Below are 20,273 nucleotides of genomic sequence, written 5' to 3' on the forward strand. Positions count from 1 at the left end.
TATGGTCTGTCGTTCCAATGAAAGTTTTTCAAGACAAGGGCGAACTGGATTTTTTAGACTATCTAAATATTGATAAATGGGTAAACTTTGACTGAAGTGCGATCGGCAGTGGGGATTGACAAACAAAAACCGTATGCGGTAAAATATCGATTTTAAGATATAAGAGTTATGCTAGTATAAAAAGTGCCGTAGGATAAGAGGTAAGAAGATATATGAAAACATTTCTATCAGCTTACACAATTAGAGTTGATAAAAAGAGAGGCAGGAACGATGAGATAAAAAATCAGCCGGATTATTGCACGTTAAGTTGCTTTAATGGACATGATGATTTATATAACGTAATGAGAGTTTTTCTCCAAAATCTCACAGGGAACTCTACCAACGACACCTATAAAACATACATGAAGACCATAAAACTGGATCCTGAAGGTAGAAGTATTGGGGGTGTTTTTGAAAGTGGTATTTATGGGCTTTCAAGCAATTTAAGAAATGTAGATACAGATTCCATAACCTATAAAAAGAAAAAGAATGAGGCTGATGTTCTACCTTTTTATTTTTTGTTTTATATACCCCAAGACACAAATGAAGGAATATTACTTTTACAACGCACTGGCAGGTATGGTGTACGTACTAATCTAGGAACTTTTTTAAACAATTTTTTTTTGGATAAATATCCAGGTTTTACTATAGAAATTAATACTTTAGTACAGGAAGAAATTATAAAAAAAATGCTATACAATGGCAATATCAAAAAACTTCGCTGCGTAAAATACCACGCTCCCGTGGATAGATTCGATGGTCTTGATGAAGGACATGAAGAGCTTCCTTGTAATATGGAAGTTGTACTATCGGCTTCTAGAATTCCTTTGAAGAACACAATTAAAAAATTCTTTGCTTCTAAGAGTAGTGTGAAAACCCTTGTGGAACTTCGCGATTTTAACTTCGATTATGACACTGTTAAAGTTGATGTTGAAATTGAAGGGAGCATTAGAACCTTTGATTTAGGACGATTGTTTAAAGCGAGGAGTAACTATGATATCTCTGACCAAGTGGCTTTAGACACTGATGAGCATCCCACTTTCGCAAGTATGCAGATGATCACCAAGAGTTATCTCAAGGAGATTATTAAACAAATGTACCCGTGAGAAATTGTAATGTTTACTAAAATTTCTGTTTTCTGCATCATTAAAGACCACATTTTGACACTCAGAAGTAATCAGACGAATAGGATATACTTTCCAGACATTTTTCTGTTTTTTCTGCTGCCTGCAATTATCGCGGGACTGATGTTTTATTCAGGAGTTACACTGAATGATAGTTTAGTAAATGCTTTGATTACCTCTTTTTCAATCTTCTCAGCTTTACTATTTAATTTATTACTACTTGTCTACGATATAGCCGGAAAAATTGCTGAACCGAGGCCAACAGACGACGAGCTTCAAATTAAACAGAGAATCCAACGACGAGAGCTACTTCGTGAGATCTACGTTAATGTATCCTTCGAGATATTAATATCAACCTTTATTGTTGTCATATTATTAACTTATTTTCTCAAACCAAGTAACTGCAACCTCATAGGAGTAAATGTCTGTAACTTTCAGTGGCTACTTGCATTAACAACTTACTACCTTTCAAGTCAGTTTTTGCTAACTTTATTAATGATTCTAAAACGAATATATATACTTTTAGCAAAAGCTTTTCAAACTCAGATCTAAATCTCAATAAGCTTCTGTTGTCATATAGCTGCTTATCAAGAAACGTGAATACGCAGCTTGAGTTATTGTTTGTAGTATTATTCATCATTCTATCGTAACTGCGGTATAATATTCTTGATCAGAAAGTTCTTCTGCATCCTGATGCTCAAAAGGTTTATGTCAATCTCGATCGCATTCCAATGTACTATAATTCAAATACCAACCTTTGTTGGAGTATTTTTTTATGTCCTTGCAAGAGCTTAAAGAAAAAGCCAGCCAACTATCAGTCAGCGATCGCCTTGCCCTGCTAGGTGCGATCGTTCAATCCCTGCAAAGTACACCAGAAATCGAGAATTGGCAATATTTAATTGCACGTCCTCATGCTTGGCGCAAACAACTTTACATTAAGGGACGTAAATTACTGGCATCGACTATTTGGCGAGACATGACTGCCAATCAGATGTCACCCGAACAAGCTGCCCAAAATTGGGATTTACCGCTGTCTGCTATCTATGAAGCGATTAATTACTGTGAGAATCATCAGGAACTCCTAAAATTAGAAGCAGACGAGGAACGCTATCGATTGGAAGCAAAAAAAGTCCAACTAGAGCCTACGAATGCTGCTTGACGAACATTCTCAAGCAAAATATTTAGTCAATAAGTAAGGAGGCTGAATGAAAACCGCGATCGCCCTGCCAATTGACAAAATCACCAAATTCTGCCAACAGTGGCAAATCATCGAACTCTCCCTCTTTGGTTCGATACTTCGTGACGACTTTCATGCAGACAGCGACATCGATATCCTAGTTGCTTTTGCCCCCACGGCCAACTGGGGTCTACTCGATCGCGCCCAAATGCAGGAAGAACTCGAAGCAGTGCTAAGTAGACGAGTCGATCTAATCAGTAAACGGGCGCTCGATCGCAGTTCCAACTGTATTCGGCGTCAAGAAATTCTCTCTACTGCTCAAACTATCTATGTCAAATAACCGCGATCGCGCTTCCTCAATCGATCGCTCTTTTTATTTCAACAACTGCTTCTCCCGTTTTACCCGTTGCGCGATCGGGTATTGATAAGAAGTCGTACCGATCGACTGCTTAAACATATCAGCGAAAAGTCCGTTAAGGTTATCTGTTTTCAGCCGAGATTAGGCAAGCAAAATCGTTGGCTTTGTTGGTAAGTGCAAGCGATCGCCGATCGGTATAGCACATCACTGCAACCGACCTTATGCTAAGTTATTTTTGGAATTAAGAGCGATCGGTCGCGCCAGCAAAAAAGGAGGATGTACAAAAATGGGTAAAGGCAGGTTAGAAGCATTCAGCGATGGTGTAATCGCCATTCTCATCACCATTATGGTGCTGGAATTGAAAGTCCCCCATGAAGCTGATTTAGCTGCGCTGCGTCCGCTAGTTCCAGTATTTCTGAGCTATGTACTCAGTTTTATTTATCTTGGTATCTACTGGAACAACCACCATCACTTGTTACAGGCGACTCGGCAGGTCAACGGTAATGTGTTGTGGGCTAATTTGCATCTGCTGTTCTGGTTGTCACTCATTCCTTTTGTCACTGCCTGGACAGGGGAGAACCACTTCGCCGCCTGGCCAGTTGCGCTTTATGGCACAGTGCTGTTGTTGGCTGCGATCGCTTACTTCATTCTTACTCGTGTTCTTATTTCTCACCACGGTAAAGATTCCACTCTGGCAATTGCACTTGGGCGAGACTTGAAGGGTAAAATATCAGTGGTGATTTATACCGTAGCAATCCTGCTTTCCTTTGTCAACTCCTGGTTGGCTTTCATGCTGTATGTTTTAGTTGCAATAATGTGGCTGATCCCCGATCGGCGTATTGAGAAGATTCTGACTTCGTGAAGAATGTTCCACAAAAAGCCATCGCCAGCCAGCTAACACTTCGCTTTAGGAATTAACAAATGACAATCCATCAAAACGGACTTTTTGTTGAACCCGGTCAAGGTCGTTCTTACTACTTTGGTCAAGACCTCTATACCTTCAAAGCAATTGGTGAAGAGACAGGGGAAGCCTATGCGCTTTGTGAGGTAATTGTTGCACCTGGTGGCGGTGCGCCAACCCATCGGCACAACCGAGAAAATGAATCATTTTATGTTCAAGACGGAGAGATTGAATTCCAGCTTGACGATCGTACTTTCGTTGCGACGGCTGGAACCTTCCTTCATTCACCCAAAGGCCAGCTTCACCGATTTACGAATACCACCGCTACACCCGCTAAAATGCTGGTTTGGGTCAATCCTGCTGGCTTTGAGAAATTTATTGCCGAAGTTGGAAAGGCCGTCAATGGTGAGATTACCCTTGGAGCATCCTTGAGCCCTGAAGACCTTGACAAAATTCTTACTACTGCTCCCAAGTACGGTATCGAAATCCTACCTCCACCATCCGAGTAGCGATCGTCGGATATTTTACCGTAAAACAATTGCTGGTAACTTCATAATTGCGATCGTTGTTTTCACTAACTAACTGAAATTATGATTTTTTTGCATATTTTATGAGCAGGAAGTCTTGGCTTGCTACCCATCTGCTGGAATATGACAATCCTGCTGAGGGAAAAATAGCAAGCTGGCAGATTCTCTGCCGATCGCAAGAAGTGAGTTTTGTCCTCCCCACGAGCGAGGGGGTAGCTAACCCGGATTTGATATGATGCTTGAATTCCTTGGAAGCAGTGTATTTGCTCGTTACGGATGAAATAAAGCCATGCGATTTGCCACCTATCTGCACCCACAAACATTTTCTACTTCCAAACTCCTTCAAGAAATTTCTTTTACCGGATATTCTTTTACTTACTACAACCAAGTTAGACACACTCTTAAAAACTATCTGAAAAACTATCCAGCCTTACCCTTAAGAAAGGCTAATATAACTGATTATCTTAGGGTTCACAGTCGCGAATATCTTCAAAAGATTATATTGCAAGCCTTCGATCGACCTCTGGATGAAATCAGCATATCCTTACCACAATTGAGTATAGAATGTCAAGGCTTGGAGTATTGTTTGCCCGGTTATCTCTACGGTTTGGGAGGAATGATGGAAGCGATCGACCAAATGAAACAGGGAAACCTAGAACGCGCTTACTGCTTCAGTATGGTTGGGCATCACGCTCATATTAATTGGGGACACGGTTACTGTCTCTTAAATCCTCTTGCCGCTGCTGCTCGATATGCTCAAGCCCAAGGATTTGAAAAAGTATTGATTGTTGACTGGGATATTCATCATGGCGATGGAACTCAGTCAATCTTTATCAACGATCGCAGCATCTATTGTATTAGCATTCATAGTGGCGTCGATCTCTACATGGCTAAAGCATCAGACTTGAAGGTTGGAACCACAACTTTTGCCGAAGCTGTGGGACACTGTAACATTCCGATCGTTAGTGAATCTTTTCCTGTTAAAGTTTTGGAGTCAGAGGGTATAACTGGCAGATTCTACTGCGGGCATCAGAGTATTAGCACTTTTGAGGAAGCTCTAGAAAACCTTCCCTGGCAACCTGACTTAGTTGCTATTTTTTCGGGTTATGATTCACACAGAGATGATTGTGGAAAGGGAATCACAGATTGGACAAATGCTGATTTCTGTAAACTGACGGAAATAGTATTAGATTTTGCTAAGAGATGTGGATGTCAAGTTCTCTCTACTCACGGAGGTGGCTACAAATTACCAGTTACAGTTGCAGCCGCTACTGCTCACGTCAGAACTTTAGCAACCTATGTTTAGTTTTCTGCTGTGTGACAACCCGCTTGAGCACGAAGTGTAAAGCTTCAAACCTGTAAAACCAAACTCGACCTGACTCCACGATCGCTCAATTCGATCGCGCAGGCTATCGGTGTCATCCCCGTAAATTGCCGAAACTGTGCCCTGCGAATGGCCGTGGCTGTTGAAGCCACACCAATACGGCAATGTCCATAATCGATCGCTCTTTTTCTTTCAACAATTGCTTTGCCCGTTCTACTCGTTGGGCGATCGGGTATTGATACTGTGGGGCAGTATTTTAAGCTTGCTTGGGGGGCAAGCAATGATATTTAATTGGCTATTTGAATGAGTCCAATGGTTCTGGCAACGATGGGATCGCCTAGATGAGAAAACAAAATGTCAAATCATCAAAAAAATTGGGTAGAAACCCCGTCCTTCTAGGACGGCTTTACACGGTGTCGTAGTATAATTTCAGTGGTAAATGACCCACTGTCCGTCGATGGAGACATACACCCTAACACCAAAGTTTGCGATGTTTCGCAACGGGGAAGAAAAATCGGTAGACCGGGAAAAGATGATGGGGCAATGAAATATGCATCCCTTGAATCAAAACGACAAAGAAATTCTTCTGTGGAATGAAGATACATAAAAACCGTTGGGCTAGCGGGGGAGCGTCTGTGGAGCGAACATAAGACCATAAAACTCCTTGTGGGTAGAGGCAGTTGCTATGAAACAGAAACCTAAATCGTGAGGTTTGGGAATCACCGCGCCTTGTTTGCCGGTGAGGATGTCAAAAATACAGTCCTGGACGCACTCCGGCCAAAGAAACCGGGTTTTTTTACCTCATCTGCGATGCTCTAACGAAGTCTCTTCGTAAAAAAACCCGGTTTCTGACCACCAGTGCGTCAGCCCTAAAATAGTTACGATCTTTATAAACAAATAAGAATTACTTGCATTAATATATTATAGCAATGACTATAGATGGCTGTGGATCTACCATCGCGTCAATTACCAGATGAAAAAATCTATCATTATAAAACAATGAGCATTTCTCGGCGTATTTTTCTTGCCAGCGGTACAGCAATGGCTGTCGTGGCAGTGGGGGAACTCAGCAAAAAAGCCCCAGTCCTAGCCCAAACGGGCAGCGTCAACCTTTATTCAGCACGTCACTACGACACTGATAATCAGTTGTACCAAAGCTTCACGAAAAAAACTGGCATCAAGGTTAACCTCGTTGAAGCGGAGGCTGACCAACTAATTGAACGGATCAAAAGTGAAGGTGCAAATAGCCCCGCTGATGTTTACCTCACCGTTGATGGTGGGCGTTTGTGGCGGGCGAAACAAGCAGGTATCCTACAACCTGTGTCTTCACAAGTCCTGACATCGGCAATTCCAGCAAGTTTGCGAGATCCTCAAGGTTTCTGGTTTGGTCTATCGCGCAGGGCACGGGTGATTGTTTATAACAAAAGCAAGGTGAACCCGGCCCAATTGTCAACCTATGAAGCGCTGACAGAACCTCGGTGGAAAGGCAAAATTTTAGTGCGATCGTCCACTAATATCTACAATCAGTCTCTTGTTGGGGCTATGCTAGCGGTTCATGGAGCTCAAAAAACAGAAGCTTGGGCGCGAGGATTGGTGGCTAATTTTGCACGTCCTCCAGAAGGAAATGATACGGCGCAAATCAAGGCTGTTGCAGATGGGGTAGGCGATATTGCCCTTGTTAATACCTATTATGTAGCTCGCTTAATGAAATCGAAAGATCCAAAAGAACAGGCGATCGCGGCGAAAGTAGGTGTATTTTTCCCCAACCAGCGCGATCGCGGTACCCACGTCAATATTAGTGGTGCCGGTGTAGTCAAAACCTCCCGTAACAAAGCAGCGGCGATCAAATTCTTAGAACACCTAGCCACTAAGGAATCTCAACAAATTTTTGCTAGGGGTAATTACGAATACCCTGTGATTTCAGGTGTGGCGATCGATCCTGCAGTTGCCAGTTTTGGTACATTCAAATCTGACCCTCTTAACCCTGACGTGTTTGGGAAAAATAACGCCGAGGCTTTAAAGATTGCCGATCGCGCAGGATGGAAATAGAGACGTTTTGAACAAGAAGTCAGGAGTCCGAACTTAAATTTTAGAATAATTCAGTATGAATTATTCTGAATTCTGACTCCTGATATCATTTCTCTGTAATCATCAACTGAAGCAAGTACCCCTTCTCTAGTCCCCTTTATTAAGGGGGACGGGGACAGCCGGGGGTTTAATTAGCGTGTAACTTCACATTAAATTGGTAAGCTGTTGCGGCATTTAAATTGTATGTCAAAAAAAAATCAAAGTCTTGTGGGGTGTCCCGCCCGCCCTGAATATACAATTTAAATGCGCGACAGCTTATAACTTCTTTAATTTTTAATTGTACCATCCGGCATTATTGCCCCTTTCAGGTTTGCCCCTTTCAGGTTTGCCCCTGTCAAATCAGCACTATTTAAGTCAGTTTCACTTAAATCGGCATTACTAAGATTGGCATTATTCAGTTTGGCCCCCCGCAAAAAAGCCCCCTTGAGATTTGCATTACTCAAATCAGCCTTTGTGAGATCGGCGGCAGATAAACCTGCTTTTTCCAGAGAAGCACCTTTTAAATTTGCACCTTTGAGATTGACGCTATCGAGTAAGGCTTCATTAAGTTTGACATTTTCTAGCACAGCACCTTCCAACTTAGCACCATTGAGATTAGCGCTGGTTAAATCCATGTCACTTAACTTGGTATTAGTCAGATCGCATTCTGGACATTGCTTAGTTTTTTGTAATGTTTCGAGGGGATCTGCCGCCTTTTTTTGGCATCCAAAGGTGACAAAAATAGTAAGCAGTAACAAAGAGATTGTGACAGTAGTGCGGGTAAACATTGCTAAGTTTTTATTAATCATCTTGATTTTCAAAGGAATAATGTCAACTGTTAACTGTCAACTGTCAACTGTTAACTGTTAACTGTTAACTCTGTTGAAGACTTACGCGATCGCGCAATTTTCCAACTTAATAAAATAACCGGTAACATCCCCACTAAAACAATAGCGAGTGCAGGACCAGAAGCTTCAGCCAATCGCTCATCTGAGGCAAGTTGATAAGTTCGCACAGCCAAGGTATCAAAGTTAAAAGGTCTAATAATTATAGTAGCAGGTAACTCTTTCATGACATCAACGAATACTAACATCATAGCAGTTAATAAACCTCCCGTCATCATTGGTGTATGAACTGTAACTAAAGTTTGCATCGGACTATAACCCAAACTTCTCGCCGCATCATCTAAATTAGGCTTAATTTTGCTCAAACTTGACTCCACGGCATTTAAAGAAACAGCTAGGAAGCGAACTATATAAGCAAATACCAAAGCTGCGATCGTACCGCTTAACAACAAGCCTGTAGAAATTCCCAAGTTTTCACGCATCCAACCATCAAATAGATTGTCAAATTTTCCAATGGGAACCATAATCCCCACTGCAATGACAGAACCAGGTACAGCATAGCCCATTGCCGCAAGTCTAGTTCCTAACTGCACTCCTAAATTAGGATATAACCGTAAACCATAAGCCATAATCAAGGCAATAATTACGGCTAAAATTGCTGTCAGTGTTGCCAAAATTAAACTATGACGGGCAAATATCCAAAAGCGTTCATCTAAGGTTACTTGCCAATTCGCTAAGGTCAACTTGACTAAAAGACCTGCTGGCAATAAAAAACCACAAAATAGCGGCATAAAACAAGCCATTACCGCTAAAACTTCCCTGATTCCTTTAAGCTGATAAGTTTGCAGTTGGCGATAGCGACTGCTAGCTTGATAATATTTAGTGCGGCTGCGCGACCAGCGTTCTACTAAAATTAAACCCAGAACAAATAATAATAGCAGGGCAGCTAATTGATTGGCTGCAATTCGTTCTCCCATGCCAAACCAAGTCCGATAAATACCTGTGGTGAATGTGTCAACTCCAAAATACTGAACAGTGCCATAATCGTTGAGAGTTTCCATCAAAGCCAGTGCTAAACCTGCAACAATTGCGGGTCTTGCCATTGGTAAGGCAACTGTAATAAAACTCCGCCAAGGACTACAGCCCAGTATTCTACTAGCTTCTAGCGTACAAGTGGATTGCTCCAAAAATGCAACTCTTGTTAATAGGTAGACGTAGGGATATAAAACTAAGATTAGCATTAAGATTGCTCCCGGGAGCGATCGCACGTTAGGAAACCAATAGTCTCCATAACTCCAGCCAAAAATATAACGCAAAGCAGTTTGAACTGGGCCGGAAAATTCTAAAAAGTCTGTATAAGTATAAGCTAGCACATAAGCTGGGGCCGCTAAGGGTAACAGTAATGCCCATTCAAATACGCGACTGGCCCGAAAGCGACACATTGTTACTAGCCAGGCACATCCTACGCCAATCAGGACAACACCACAGCCGACACCGATCGCTAACCATAAAGAGTTGACAATATAACGGATTAAAACGGTCTCAGTTAAATGTTGCCATGTATCTTTAGCTTCAACAAAGATACTCGATAAGACACTGAGAACTGGTATGGCGATCGGCAATGCTAAAGCGATAATTGCCACGGTCCACCCACTAGCGGATAAACCGCGTAAGGTCGATCGCCATTGGATTGTCCTGATTCCTGTTTGCTGTAGTGATTGTTGAGAATTTTTCATCGCTAGTAAAAAGTCTAGCTTGCTAGTTTATCAGTAGGTGTAAACATTTGTCAAGTCTTCATGACAATTTATCTCACTAAACTGGTTTATTGTAGAATAGTAAGTTGTTGATTATTTATAGCAATAATGGCTCGACCTATAATTCTGCATTTGGATGGTGTAACAAAACAGTATTCCCAAGCAGCATCACCTGCGGTGGCATCTGTCACCCTGACTTTACATCAGGGAGATATACTGGGGTTGTTGGGGCCATCGGGTTGTGGGAAAACAACTTTGCTGCGGTTAATTGCTGGTTTTGAACAGCTACAAGCAGGGACGATCGCTTTAGCAGGAAAAACTGTAGCGAGTGTTAATATGTCAGTGCCGCCGGAACAGCGAGACATTGGTATGGTGTTTCAAGACTATGCACTTTTCCCCCATTTGACAGTCGCGAAAAATGTAGCTTTTGGCTTAACGCATCAAGGAAAAGAGTCAAAGCATAATATTCAGAAAGGTGTCGCTGAAGCTTTAGCGTTGGTGGGATTAGAAGGATTGGAAAACCGTTATCCCCATGAATTATCGGGGGGTCAGCAACAGCGAGTAGCCCTGGCCCGTGCGTTAGCCCCTAGACCTGCGATTATTTTACTAGATGAACCGTTGAGTAATTTAGATGTACAAGTACGGTTAAGATTGCGTCAGGAAGTCCGCGAGATTCTCAAAGCAACGGGAACCTCTGGTGTATTTGTCACCCACGATCGCGAAGAAGCACTTTCGATTTCAGATTGGGTAGCGGTGATGCGTCAAGGTCAAGTAGAACAGTTTGGCACTCCAGAGGAAGTTTATCAAGAACCAGCATCTCGATTTGTGGCTGAGTTTGTGACGCAAGCTAATTTTGTGTCTGCATCGCTGAAGCAGGATATTTGGGAAACAGAAGTAGGTTGTTTTGCTGTTAAACGAGATTCATGTTCACCAGTTCCCTGTGAGGTTTCTACTCAAGGAGAATTGATGATCCGGCAGGAAGACTTGAGTTTATACTTAGATGAAGATTCGCCTGTTGTGATTTGCGACCGCCAATTCTTAGGCAGAGAAAATCGTTATTGTTTAAAAACACCTTCGGGCGAAAAGTTATATGCACTCACAACCACAGGAAATGTTTTTCCCATTGGTTCTAAAGTTCGGTTATCTTGTGGTGAGAATTCTCCCTTAGCTTTCTTTGTCGGTAAGCCTCAGCCATAGCTAATGGCTAATTCCTAATTGCTAATGAGGAAAAAATCCTCCCCCTCTTCCCATCTCCCAGTCTCCCCCTCTTCCTTCTTCCCTCTTCCTTATACTGTCTGATAGGTTCTTTGTCTATCGCTGTTGTCAGGGAAGGGGCTAGTCACGATATGCTCTGCTTTTATACCCGCTGCAATCAGCGCTTGGCTTAGACCTTCCTCGAAGTTATCTTCTTCAATTACAACTTGATAATCAATTAAACGAGCATGAAACAGAATCGTGTCAATCCAGCGCTGTTTATCCCAGCCTGTAGCCAGAATCAGAAAGTGACCCGAATCGACATCACAGACGGGGTAAAGCTGGATCGCCTGTAAACGCGGTTGGGCGATCGTTGATTCTTGCAGGGTTTTTTTGAGAATGTCTGCATAGCTTAGTGAGTTATCCATTGGAGAATCACCTCTTGATTTGGTTCGTAAACTAATAAGTTGATTTTATTTCGTTGAACGGCTAACTGAAAAATCGGTTTTTGAAAGTGTTTAATGTAGATCGCTTGGCTCACAGCTAAAAACAACTGACGCTCCGGTTCTTGGCCTTCCAATGCCCATTGGTAAAGCTGAAGCTGTCCCATCGTTTTTTCCAGTTCGCTGATGACGGAGGGTGAATCGAAGTCTTTGATTTCAACAGCGATTTTCTGCCCTTCTTTTTCTGCTGTGAAAAACTTTTCGGCTCCTAAGTCGGCTTTCAAAAGTGTCTGTTCTAATACTAAGACTAAAGGATCGTCCGTAATTGTCCACCCGTCTTTTTCGAGGGTGCGACGTAGGGAGAAGTGTAAATTATCGCGTCTAGACATTCGACATTCGAGAATTGAGGTTAGGAAAGATAAGCAGGGACTTTTTGAACTCCTATGTCTTGCAGATATCGCTTCTTACGATCTATGGTACCACATCTGCGATATAATTTAAGTTATACGTCATAGAAAACTTGTAGGGAGTTTAAATGGCAAGGCAACCAATTGTTCTCAATGGAATAGAGTTCAAATCCCAAAAAGATGCTATTGAGCACTTCAAAAATATGTTGGATCGCTATCGAAATGGTCAAACCATAGCAGGTGACGATCGCGATATGTTACTGGCTCTTCTGGAGCGCCATCCTCAAGCCGATAAAAAGATTGGATGTGGTGTAAAACGTTTGTACAAAGATAGAACAGATATGCCGACAAGTTGCTTTTGGATAGAAAGAACAGATTGCTCTCGAACGGATTTTTCTTATCTCTCAGCGATTTCTGCTAAAGAAAAATCTCTTTATCAAGAATTTTTAGAAGCCTGCCGTGCCGCTGTTCAAGATGATCTTTGGGTAACTAAAGAAAAATATTTTGAAGATTTTGCTGATTCGGATAAAAGAGTTGAATGCGATATTACTGGTGATAAGATAGCTATTTATGAGAGCCATCTTGACCATAAAAAACCCATGACATTTCAGGTAATTGTGGAGAATTTTATTGGCGCTAATGATATTGAAATAAAACCTGAAATGTTGTTGATGTCCCAGGATGCCCAGTTTCAAACAACTATGATTGATCAAGAGTTAAAGGATAAGTTTCGACGATATCATTATAAAATGGCGAAGCTTAGGATTATTAAAGCGGAACAAAATCTTAGTCTTGGCGGCTCTGAGAGAATTCGGAAGAGCCGTAATCCTGTATTGATTCCTAAGGAACTTTTAGGTGACTGACGTATCACATCTCTGTGGGAGCGGATGGACTCAGATTTCTGGTGCATTGCAAAGTTTTCTGGCAGCCGCTCAACAGGAACGTTACATTTTTTCCCGAAAGGTGAAACCCGATCGCCTGCAACTCCTTCCCATCGCCCTCTTTCTCTCTCCTCAAAAAATACAGCCACCACCAAGGCTCAAATCAGATCCGGACCGATCGCCTGCGATCGCCAATATGCCGCCAACCCCGTCAGCAACCAATTCCCCTCGCTATCCCACCAGCGCCACTATTGCTGAGTCTGATTTTGATAACTGCCTTCCCATAGGCTCAATTGTACTCCTATAAGTTCGATCGGCTACTGAAGGAAACGATATTACAAAATAAAAGCCTTTCATCCCCGGACTAAAGCCACCGGGATGAAAGGCTTTTGCACATTTTAACCAGCCTTCAATCTTGTTGGTTTAACACATTTAAGCTAATTTTATTCAGATGAAAGTTATGTTAAATTTCGGATTTCTGTCCTTGCGATTCCGGCACTGCCACTTCTGAATCCGCCTGATTGAGAGCAATGTCTGGAGATTTTGCAAGCTCTACTGGCTCGGGAGTGCGTTTAGAAAATCCCCACACAAACATCAACACGATACTGGAAACTAGCAGCCATTGCGGAGGAACTAACTCCGGATTAATTACTTTCAGCAACAACCGCAGTCCCACGAACCCAACTGTGATATAACCAGCACTTTCTAGGTGAACGAATTCATCCAGCCAGCGGATGAACAACCCGGCCATGAATCGCAGGGCAATAATTCCAATAGTAGCGCCAGTTACCACGATAAAAGTGTTGTCAGACACAGCGATCGCAGTAGTAACGCTATCCAATGAAAATGCTAAATCCGTAAAAGCAATCATGGGAATTGCTTGCCACACCGAGGCAAATCTGGGCCCGTGATGTTCTCCTTCGGAGTCTGTATCTGAAGTAAAATGTTGGTAAACAAGCCACAGCAGGTAGAGAGCACCCAGCAGTTCAAACTGCCAGTATTGGATTACCCAAGTAGCCGTTAAAATTAGTGCAATCCGCAGTACAAAAGCAATTATCAAACCCAAGTTGAGAGCCTTTTGCTGTTCCGTGGGATCTTCTAAACCTTTAGAGATAGACGCCAGGGCGATCGCGTTGTCAGCAGAAAGTACAGCTTCCAAAGCCACCAAAACCAACAATAATAAAAAGCCGTCAAGTCCAACGTTGGGCGAAGCTTCGAGAAATTTATCTACCATTAACTCTTTTGTGCACCTAAGATTGGCAAGGGTCGAGCGCAGCGCAAATTACCCGCTGTGTCTCAAATTAGTGTCACCTTCAGTTAAATCTTAACCTAATGCGGTAATTCTGCACTACTCCGATGGTCGGAACGAAGAAAGTTCGGCAACGGATTCGCTTGCTTCGCTTGGTTCGGATGTAACGGATATAACGGATGGATGTTGAGGTAAGAGGGTACAAAGAAGAGGGAAGAAGCAGGATTTTTCCCACTCTGACACTCGGACACTCTCCGCATCTCCGGCTCCCCCACTCCCCCACTCGCACAGTCGGACACTCCTCCCCGGACGCACCAAATTTATTTCAAGTTGTAACAAATGATTCCCAAAAGCGCCAATTTGTCTGAAATTGGTGAAAGCTCGTGCCCGCGAAAAGGAGTTTTCCCAATATGTCTTTAACAGATACCCAAGTCTACGTAGCGCTCGTAATTGCTTTGATTCCCGGAATCCTGGCTTACCGCCTCGCAACTGAACTGTACAAGTAGTTTCCAGGCACCAGCCGCGAACCGCTTAGCGAACCTGCCCGAGTAGTTAACTCTCTCGCATTACAGACAATTGCTGCCTCAGTGGAGTAAATAGTCTGTGGTCAGCAAGACGAGACTGCAAGGGCAGGCATTTTTATTCGGAAATTCTGTCCTCAGGCGTCACCTCGCACCCCCAGAATGCCCCCGCCACAGCCCAAGCTGGTTGCTAATAGAGGAATGGGAACCAAGGAGTAAATCTTAATGGCTGATGCTCAGGACAGCTTATCCCAAGTTCAAGAAAAAGGTAGACACGATAGTTTTACCATTGATGCTAGCGGCAGACCCATAGCTTTGGGCGGTACTCGATTGATGTTACCTACAATTGGCTGGGTATCTACCTACGAAGGCTTGCCCCATGTCACCACAAAAGCATTTACTATTTGACAACAAGCTGGAAGCTGGTCGATCGGCTTTAGCTATGACATAGAGCCAGAAGTTACGCCTGGCGTCGCGGGACTTTGTTGGTGTTGATTTGGGAGTTAAACAGTTGGCTACCCCTTCGTGCGGCGCGGTCAATCGATTTGAGATTTTAGATTTGAGATTTTAGATTGAAGCATTGACCCCACGGATAAATTCGGGGGGCAAGTTTCTCGGATACAGGTTTTTTATTTCTGGACGGATGAATCCGGGGGCTTGTATCCTGGATGCTTTCGGTCATGGCAAATCCCAAAGCTTTGAGGCAAGCGCATCAGCAACGCCGCACGAAGGTCGCGTCAGGCGGCGCAAGCATCCGGGTAGTAAGGGATATCACAGACAAAAGTTGAGGTTAGCTTCAGCTCATCAACGAGGAGGTCAATCAGTCTCAAAAATTTTGGCTGTCAGCACCCTGACAAACCGGGGCGGGTGTGCGTTAAGCTCAGAATTTGCTCTTTTGAGCTCTCAAACCTCAGTCTCAGGTATTTGAAAAAAAATTATGCAAGCGACTCAACCCACCGTTACTCCACTGCGACCTGTAAAAAACTCTCCTCGAGTTGCTCCTCGCAGCAGCCGCCGCCAGCGTTCTTACCCTCACAAAACGCTCGGCGCCGAAACAGGAGTCAAGTTAGCAGTCAACATGGTACTTTCAGTCTGTGCCACTTCTGCTTTGATTCAGCTTTGGCCTCACTACCGGGCCGTGCAAGAAAAATTGCACGAAATCCAAGCTGAAGTCAATCTTACCCAAGGGCGAGTAAATCAGTCGCGATCGAACTTTAACCGCTACTTTGACCCCAGTCTTGCTAAAACTGTGATGCAAGAGCAAAGCAATCGCTCTGACCCCCAGCAGCGTCCGGTGATTTTGCAGGAACCAGAGGTACCCGAAGCCGAGGAATCAACCCCGCAACCTTAAGGGAATGGGAGTTTTGGGTTTTGAGATCGCGTCCGATAGCATCATTCTTGTCTGTCATTGCTTCGCACAGCGAACCATGACAGATGAATCTGTCGGACGTGAGATGACTTTTGAGTTAAAGAGTTTTTAGGCTCAGATCGTTTCCGGTTATGGGCACGATCGAGTCCTGGTCAATAATTCCACATTCCCCAACGGACGACTCCCCACCCCCAACGGACCATCCCGAACGGTGTAACCGGAATTGATATCGTTCTTGTCTGGGATTGCGAGCGAAACGCAGAGACAGACAAAGAGCTGTGTATTGACGCCCTGCAGCAAGCTCAAAACTTCAAACTCCGGCTGCTTATACTGACTTTGCCAGCACGGTTTTTTCTTTCAGTAGTTGCAGTGCAGCTTGATATTGCAAGTCGGAGGAGGTGCCGATTCGATCGCGTGCAATCGGTTCCAAAGGCACTACCCGATCGGGCGCAATCCCCAGCTTGTTAATATCTTTATGGTTCGGTGTCTCGTACTTAGCAACAGTCACGGCTAACCCGGAACCGTCAGACAAATCAAACAGCGACTGAATCAGCCCTTTGCCAAAAGTGTTTTCTCCTACCAGTTGAGCTCTGCCGTTATCTTGCAGCGCACCCGCCAAAATTTCGCTAGCGCTGGCCGTTCCCTTGTTCACCAAAACAATCAGCGGATCGCCAGTCAAGGCTTCTCCCGAGGCTTCAAAACTGCCGAGAATGCCTTGTCGGTTCACCGTGTAGACGATCGTCCCGGAATCGAGCCACAAGCGGGCAATTTCAATCCCTGCTTGCAACAGTCCCCCCGGATTGTTCCGCAGGTCGAGAATGTAGGCGGCGGCTCCTTGTTTTTCCAAGCGGTCGATCGCGCGGGCGACTTCCTCAGTGGCGTTAGCGCTGAATTGACTCAGGCGAATGTAGCCCACCGATAAATTCTCCGGCGACTGCAATTCGGCGTAAACCGGATTCAGGGCTATGCGATCGCGCACTAGCTCAATTTCCTCAACAGCGTTCCTTCCCTCGCGCCCCAAGGTCAAGGTAACGCGAGTGCCGATGCGACCGCGCATTCGAGTTGCTGCTTCGTCTAGGCTCAATTCTGAGGTAGGAGTGCCATCAATTTTCAGGATGCGATCGAGGGGTTGGATGCCAGCTTTATCCGCCGGTGAGCCGGCCACAGGAGCCACCACTGTCACGGTATTTGTCTGGGGGTCGATCGCAATTTGCACCCCCACTCCCGTCAATTCTCCCGAAGTGTTGACCTGCAAACTGCGGTACTGTTCCGGTTTCAGCAGTCGCGTGAAGGGGTCGTCGAGATTCGCCAGCATCCCCTGGATCGCCGTGTAAGTCTGCTCTCTGTCGTTGAGCGGTTGCTTGACAGCTTTTTCGCGAATCGACCACCAGTTTTTAGAGTTGAATTTGTCGTCCACATAAGAGCGATTGACAATTCGCCAAGCTTCGCTCAAAAGCTGCTGTTCTGGAGTTAGGGCCGCCGCAGGCCCGGCCCACGGGCCTAGAACTAGGGCGACTTGGAGGAAAAGTAAAATAGCAATCTGGAAAACTCGTCTGTGCATGATTTTTCTGTAAAAGATAGGCAAGTATTGCATCTCCTGTATTTTAAGTTTGTAGGCTTTTAAGCTTTTGCGCATTTAACTCTCCCCAAGGCATTCGGCATTCGTCAAACGTCCTCCGCGAACAAAAAATTGGTTAAATGTAACATTTAATCGCCCCATAAGTGAAGTTTTATCATAAATATTAAAATTTACGCCCCAGCGACCCGGTGGCAGGGTCGGACTTTGGTTCGCTCGCTAGGCTCTTGGCTGTATGCCAGCTTGGGGCGGATGTTGAGCTTGCAGAAAATGGTATTTGAGACTCGGCAAAAGCATCGCTCGCGTGAAATTTGCACAGCAATTATGTTACATTTTTTATCACAGTCTGGAATTCGATCGGGCAACGCCAGCGAGTAGGGATAAGCGACCGCTTAGTTTCCCAGGGCTTTCCGGCGATCGCACAATAGAGTTCCTTTCGTCAGCTCCAAATTAAAAAAATAGCCTCAGGCATTTGCTAGTAAAAGCAAGCTGCTCGGCGCGGGGCGACAAAAAACCTTGTGGCTGCTGCCCTGAACCTCAACCACAGCAATATTCTTTTAGGAATTCTGGCTCCATGTTTTCTAAACAAATCACCGACTCAAAAACCTACCAGTGGTTTGAGGAACGCCTGGAAATTCAGGCGCTCGCCGATGACATCACTACGAAGTACGTACCCCCCCACGTCAATATTTTCTACTGCTTGGGCGGGATTACTTTAGTTTGCTTTCTGATCCAGTTTGCCACCGGCTTCGCCATGACTTTCTATTACCGTCCCACGGTAGCAGAAGCTTTTTCTTCAGTGCAATACCTGATGAATGAAGTCAACTTCGGCTGGCTGATCCGCTCCATCCACCGCTGGTCTGCCAGCATGATGGTACTGATGATGATTTTGCACACCTTCCGGGTTTACCTGACCGGCGGCTTCAAAAAGCCCCGCGAGTTAACCTGGGTGACAGGAGTAATCTTGGCAGTCATCACTGTTTCTTTCGGCGTGACCGGCTACTCGCTGCCTTGGGATCAAATCGGTTACTGGGCGGTTAAAATCGTTTCCGGTGTCCCCGAAGCCATCCCGGTTGTCGGCTCTTTGATGGTTGAACTGCTGCGCGGCGGTGTCAGCGTCGGTCAAGGCACTTTGACTCGCTACTACAGCTTGCACACTTTTGTGTTGCCTTGGCTGATTGTAGTGTTCATGCTGGCTCACTTCTTGATGATTCGCAAGCAAGGTATCTCTGGCCCGTTGTAAGTTTTGAGTTGTGGGGGCGGTATTTTTTTTGCCCCCCCCGCTGAATTGTGAGTTGAAAATTCAGAATTCATCACTCATCAAAAAATTGGGCACGAAACCCCGTCCTTCTAGGACGGCTTTGTATTAGCATCTAGATGGTCACTGACCCACTGTCCGTCGATGGATTCAGACAGCCTAACGAGCGAAGTCCAGTTTGACTGGCGGCGCAGACAAATCGGTAGACCGGGAAAAGAGGATAGGGCAATGGCAAACATCCCTAGAATCAAAACAATACATAAGAATTCCTTTTGGGGTTTTCGACACATAAGAACCGCAGGGCTTGCGGGGATAGTCTGTGGAGCGAACGTAAGACCAATACTCCTTGAGGGTGGAGGCAGTTGCAAAGAAGCAGAAACCTAAATTGTGAGGTTTAGGAATCACCGCACCTGATAGTCGGTGAGGATGTCAAGATATTTATTTACGGCCCATACTTCCTGCGATCGCACCGCTGATTCAGACTAACGAATACAGCGGCATCCCAGGCCCGGCTAAAACTAAAAGGAGAACACTCTTACTATGTCTATTCTCAAAAAACCAGATTTGAGCGATCCAGACCTCCGCGCTAAGCTCGCTAAGGGCATGGGTCACAACTATTACGGCGAACCAGCTTGGCCTAATGACTTGCTCTACGTTTTCCCTATAGTCATCATGGGAACGATTTCTCTGTGCGTCGGTTTGGCGGTACTAGACCCGGCTTTGGTTGGGGAACCTGCTGATCCTTTTGCTACTCCGCTGGAAATTCTGCCGGAATGGTATTTGTGGCCTGTGTTCCAACTCCTGCGCGTTTTGCCTAACAAATTGTTGGGTATTGCTTGCATGGCTGCTGTTCCCGTTGGCTTGATTTTGATTCCGTTCATCGAGAGCGTTAACAAGTTTCAAAATCCGTTCCGCCGCCCTGTTGCTACTACTGTTTTCCTCTTGGGAACTGCGTTCACTCTGTGGTTGGGTATTGGTGCTATTTTCCCGATCGACAAATCTTTCACCCTTGGTCTTTTCTAAGATTTAAGCTTGCTTGATTTTGACGCCTGCGGGTTTCCTGTAAAGTGCTTTGGTACTGGTGGGAAACTTTAGCGGGCGTCATTTGATTTTAGATTTTAGATTTTAGATTTTAGATTGGGGATTTTAGATTTTTGATTTTTGATTGGTGATTGGTGAGTTTTGAAATACTCACCGGCCTGAAGGCGCGGTGATTCTTGACGCTTCATCGGGTTCTGCTACCGAAATAGTCTGACAAT

23 protein-coding genes are annotated in these 20,273 nt (G+C 44.5%); 16 read left to right on the forward strand and 7 right to left on the reverse strand.

Annotation, left to right across the window (positions count from 1 at the left end):
• Positions 1 to 212 precede the first annotated feature (212 nt).
• The 7 genes from QUB61_RS20930 to QUB61_RS20960 all read left to right on the forward strand — a co-directional run bounded on the left by QUB61_RS20930 (position 213) and on the right by QUB61_RS20960 (position 5,432).
• On the forward strand, positions 213 to 1,145 hold the full coding sequence (locus QUB61_RS20930; RefSeq protein ID WP_333131917.1) for a hypothetical protein: 933 nt from the start codon (positions 213 to 215) through the stop codon (positions 1,143 to 1,145).
• 793 nt (positions 1,146 to 1,938) lie between these two features.
• Positions 1,939 to 2,322: a hypothetical protein gene (locus QUB61_RS20935; RefSeq protein WP_333131915.1), complete on the forward strand. Its 384-nt coding sequence runs from the start codon at positions 1,939 to 1,941 to the stop codon at positions 2,320 to 2,322.
• Between the two features lie 46 nt (positions 2,323 to 2,368).
• Positions 2,369 to 2,680, forward strand: a complete 312-nt coding sequence (locus tag QUB61_RS20940) for a nucleotidyltransferase family protein (RefSeq protein WP_333131913.1) — start codon at positions 2,369 to 2,371, stop codon at positions 2,678 to 2,680.
• 253 nt (positions 2,681 to 2,933) lie between these two features.
• Complete coding sequence (locus tag QUB61_RS20945; protein ID WP_333131911.1) at positions 2,934 to 3,560, forward strand: TMEM175 family protein; 627 nt, start codon at positions 2,934 to 2,936, stop codon at positions 3,558 to 3,560.
• Between the two features lie 59 nt (positions 3,561 to 3,619).
• On the forward strand, positions 3,620 to 4,108 hold the full coding sequence (locus QUB61_RS20950; protein WP_333131909.1) for a cupin domain-containing protein: 489 nt from the start codon (positions 3,620 to 3,622) through the stop codon (positions 4,106 to 4,108).
• A gap of 101 nt (positions 4,109 to 4,209) precedes the next feature.
• The gene (locus QUB61_RS20955; RefSeq protein ID WP_333131907.1) at positions 4,210 to 4,362 is read left to right on the forward strand and encodes a hypothetical protein; all 153 of its coding nucleotides are present in this window, start codon (positions 4,210 to 4,212) and stop codon (positions 4,360 to 4,362) included.
• A 53-nt stretch (positions 4,363 to 4,415) separates the two neighbouring features.
• A complete protein-coding gene (locus tag QUB61_RS20960; RefSeq protein WP_333131905.1) occupies positions 4,416 to 5,432 on the forward strand; it encodes a histone deacetylase in 1,017 nt (338 codons plus the stop codon).
• 44 nt (positions 5,433 to 5,476) lie between these two features.
• On the opposite strand, the gene QUB61_RS20965 is transcribed toward QUB61_RS20960, so the two are convergent.
• Complete coding sequence (locus QUB61_RS20965) at positions 5,477 to 5,731, reverse strand: hypothetical protein (RefSeq protein ID WP_333131903.1); 255 nt, start codon at positions 5,729 to 5,731, stop codon at positions 5,477 to 5,479.
• Between the two features lie 658 nt (positions 5,732 to 6,389).
• Between QUB61_RS20965 and QUB61_RS20970 the strand changes: the two genes are divergently transcribed.
• The gene (locus tag QUB61_RS20970) at positions 6,390 to 7,499 is read left to right on the forward strand and encodes a Fe(3+) ABC transporter substrate-binding protein (protein WP_333131901.1); all 1,110 of its coding nucleotides are present in this window, start codon (positions 6,390 to 6,392) and stop codon (positions 7,497 to 7,499) included.
• Positions 7,500 to 7,804: 305 nt separating this feature from the next.
• On the opposite strand, the gene QUB61_RS20975 is transcribed toward QUB61_RS20970, so the two are convergent.
• Both QUB61_RS20975 and QUB61_RS20980 read right to left on the reverse strand, forming a co-directional pair.
• Positions 7,805 to 8,326: a pentapeptide repeat-containing protein gene (locus QUB61_RS20975; protein ID WP_333131899.1), complete on the reverse strand. Its 522-nt coding sequence runs from the start codon at positions 8,324 to 8,326 to the stop codon at positions 7,805 to 7,807.
• Positions 8,327 to 8,376: 50 nt separating this feature from the next.
• Positions 8,377 to 10,098 (reverse strand): iron ABC transporter permease, encoded by a 1,722-nt coding sequence (locus tag QUB61_RS20980; RefSeq protein WP_333131897.1) that lies wholly within the window; start codon positions 10,096 to 10,098, stop codon positions 8,377 to 8,379.
• Positions 10,099 to 10,224: 126 nt separating this feature from the next.
• Here QUB61_RS20980 and QUB61_RS20985 point away from each other — a divergent pair, with 126 nt between their 5' ends.
• On the forward strand, positions 10,225 to 11,313 hold the full coding sequence (locus tag QUB61_RS20985) for an ABC transporter ATP-binding protein (protein WP_333131894.1): 1,089 nt from the start codon (positions 10,225 to 10,227) through the stop codon (positions 11,311 to 11,313).
• An 89-nt stretch (positions 11,314 to 11,402) separates the two neighbouring features.
• On the opposite strand, the gene QUB61_RS20990 is transcribed toward QUB61_RS20985, so the two are convergent.
• Together QUB61_RS20990 and QUB61_RS20995 are read right to left on the reverse strand one after the other, a co-directional pair.
• Positions 11,403 to 11,738, reverse strand: a complete 336-nt coding sequence (locus QUB61_RS20990) for an element excision factor XisI family protein (protein ID WP_333131892.1) — start codon at positions 11,736 to 11,738, stop codon at positions 11,403 to 11,405.
• A complete protein-coding gene (locus QUB61_RS20995; RefSeq protein WP_172190429.1) occupies positions 11,723 to 12,142 on the reverse strand; it encodes a XisH family protein in 420 nt (139 codons plus the stop codon). Before QUB61_RS20995 ends, QUB61_RS20990 begins: the two co-directional genes overlap by 16 nt.
• Positions 12,143 to 12,288: 146 nt before the next feature.
• Between QUB61_RS20995 and QUB61_RS21000 the strand changes: the two genes are divergently transcribed.
• The gene (locus tag QUB61_RS21000; protein ID WP_333131890.1) at positions 12,289 to 13,023 is read left to right on the forward strand and encodes a DCL family protein; all 735 of its coding nucleotides are present in this window, start codon (positions 12,289 to 12,291) and stop codon (positions 13,021 to 13,023) included.
• Entirely contained in the window at positions 13,016 to 13,348 is a 333-nt protein-coding gene (locus tag QUB61_RS21005) for a hypothetical protein (protein ID WP_333131888.1), read from the forward strand. Before QUB61_RS21000 ends, QUB61_RS21005 begins: the two co-directional genes overlap by 8 nt.
• A 156-nt stretch (positions 13,349 to 13,504) precedes the next feature.
• Here the strand turns inward: QUB61_RS21005 and QUB61_RS21010 are convergent, their stop codons facing one another.
• The gene (locus tag QUB61_RS21010; protein ID WP_333131886.1) at positions 13,505 to 14,275 is read right to left on the reverse strand and encodes a TerC family protein; all 771 of its coding nucleotides are present in this window, start codon (positions 14,273 to 14,275) and stop codon (positions 13,505 to 13,507) included.
• 425 nt (positions 14,276 to 14,700) lie between these two features.
• On the opposite strand from QUB61_RS21010, the gene psaM reads away from it, so the two are divergent.
• From psaM to QUB61_RS21025, 3 genes are all read left to right on the forward strand, one after another.
• Positions 14,701 to 14,796, forward strand: coding sequence for a photosystem I reaction center subunit XII (gene psaM / locus QUB61_RS21015; RefSeq protein WP_333131884.1), 96 nt, complete (start codon positions 14,701 to 14,703; stop codon positions 14,794 to 14,796).
• Between the two features lie 240 nt (positions 14,797 to 15,036).
• A complete protein-coding gene (locus QUB61_RS21020) occupies positions 15,037 to 15,219 on the forward strand; it encodes a hypothetical protein (RefSeq protein WP_333131882.1) in 183 nt (60 codons plus the stop codon).
• A 529-nt stretch (positions 15,220 to 15,748) separates the two neighbouring features.
• Entirely contained in the window at positions 15,749 to 16,162 is a 414-nt protein-coding gene (locus QUB61_RS21025) for a slr1601 family putative cell division protein (RefSeq protein WP_333131880.1), read from the forward strand.
• A gap of 343 nt (positions 16,163 to 16,505) precedes the next feature.
• Here the strand turns inward: QUB61_RS21025 and ctpA are convergent, their stop codons facing one another.
• On the reverse strand, positions 16,506 to 17,741 hold the full coding sequence (ctpA, locus tag QUB61_RS21030; protein ID WP_333131946.1) for a carboxyl-terminal processing protease CtpA: 1,236 nt from the start codon (positions 17,739 to 17,741) through the stop codon (positions 16,506 to 16,508).
• 589 nt (positions 17,742 to 18,330) lie between these two features.
• On the opposite strand from ctpA, the gene petB reads away from it, so the two are divergent.
• Both petB and petD read left to right on the forward strand, forming a co-directional pair.
• Positions 18,331 to 18,999, forward strand: a complete 669-nt coding sequence (gene petB, locus QUB61_RS21035; protein ID WP_333131877.1) for a cytochrome b6 — start codon at positions 18,331 to 18,333, stop codon at positions 18,997 to 18,999.
• 555 nt (positions 19,000 to 19,554) lie between these two features.
• Positions 19,555 to 20,037 (forward strand): cytochrome b6-f complex subunit IV, encoded by a 483-nt coding sequence (gene petD / locus QUB61_RS21040; protein WP_333131875.1) that lies wholly within the window; start codon positions 19,555 to 19,557, stop codon positions 20,035 to 20,037.
• Positions 20,038 to 20,273 lie beyond the last annotated feature (236 nt).

This window comes from Microcoleus sp. C2D2, assembly GCF_036702495.1.
Taxonomy (GTDB): domain Bacteria; phylum Cyanobacteriota; class Cyanobacteriia; order Cyanobacteriales; family Microcoleaceae; genus Microcoleus.

Excerpts from the sequence above, each read along its gene's own strand:
- QUB61_RS21010 (WP_333131886.1), bottom strand. The coding sequence starts at position 14,275 with ATGGTAGATAAATTTCTCGAAGCTTCGCCCAACGTTGGACTTGACGGC.
- petD (WP_333131875.1), top strand. The coding sequence starts at position 19,555 with ATGTCTATTCTCAAAAAACCAGATTTGAGCGATCCAGACCTCCGCGCT.
- QUB61_RS20955 (WP_333131907.1), top strand. The coding sequence starts at position 4,210 with ATGAGCAGGAAGTCTTGGCTTGCTACCCATCTGCTGGAATATGACAAT.
- ctpA (WP_333131946.1), bottom strand. The coding sequence starts at position 17,741 with ATGCACAGACGAGTTTTCCAGATTGCTATTTTACTTTTCCTCCAAGTC.
- psaM (WP_333131884.1), top strand. The coding sequence starts at position 14,701 with ATGTCTTTAACAGATACCCAAGTCTACGTAGCGCTCGTAATTGCTTTG.
- QUB61_RS21000 (WP_333131890.1), top strand. The coding sequence starts at position 12,289 with ATGGCAAGGCAACCAATTGTTCTCAATGGAATAGAGTTCAAATCCCAA.
- QUB61_RS21020 (WP_333131882.1), top strand. The coding sequence starts at position 15,037 with ATGGCTGATGCTCAGGACAGCTTATCCCAAGTTCAAGAAAAAGGTAGA.
- QUB61_RS20960 (WP_333131905.1), top strand. The coding sequence starts at position 4,416 with ATGCGATTTGCCACCTATCTGCACCCACAAACATTTTCTACTTCCAAA.
- QUB61_RS20940 (WP_333131913.1), top strand. The coding sequence starts at position 2,369 with ATGAAAACCGCGATCGCCCTGCCAATTGACAAAATCACCAAATTCTGC.
- QUB61_RS20950 (WP_333131909.1), top strand. The coding sequence starts at position 3,620 with ATGACAATCCATCAAAACGGACTTTTTGTTGAACCCGGTCAAGGTCGT.
- QUB61_RS20995 (WP_172190429.1), bottom strand. The coding sequence starts at position 12,142 with ATGTCTAGACGCGATAATTTACACTTCTCCCTACGTCGCACCCTCGAA.
- QUB61_RS20990 (WP_333131892.1), bottom strand. The coding sequence starts at position 11,738 with ATGGATAACTCACTAAGCTATGCAGACATTCTCAAAAAAACCCTGCAA.
- QUB61_RS20975 (WP_333131899.1), bottom strand. The coding sequence starts at position 8,326 with ATGATTAATAAAAACTTAGCAATGTTTACCCGCACTACTGTCACAATC.
- QUB61_RS20985 (WP_333131894.1), top strand. The coding sequence starts at position 10,225 with ATGGCTCGACCTATAATTCTGCATTTGGATGGTGTAACAAAACAGTAT.
- QUB61_RS20980 (WP_333131897.1), bottom strand. The coding sequence starts at position 10,098 with ATGAAAAATTCTCAACAATCACTACAGCAAACAGGAATCAGGACAATC.
- QUB61_RS20935 (WP_333131915.1), top strand. The coding sequence starts at position 1,939 with ATGTCCTTGCAAGAGCTTAAAGAAAAAGCCAGCCAACTATCAGTCAGC.
- QUB61_RS21025 (WP_333131880.1), top strand. The coding sequence starts at position 15,749 with ATGCAAGCGACTCAACCCACCGTTACTCCACTGCGACCTGTAAAAAAC.
- QUB61_RS20970 (WP_333131901.1), top strand. The coding sequence starts at position 6,390 with ATGGCTGTGGATCTACCATCGCGTCAATTACCAGATGAAAAAATCTAT.
- QUB61_RS20930 (WP_333131917.1), top strand. The coding sequence starts at position 213 with ATGAAAACATTTCTATCAGCTTACACAATTAGAGTTGATAAAAAGAGA.
- petB (WP_333131877.1), top strand. The coding sequence starts at position 18,331 with ATGTTTTCTAAACAAATCACCGACTCAAAAACCTACCAGTGGTTTGAG.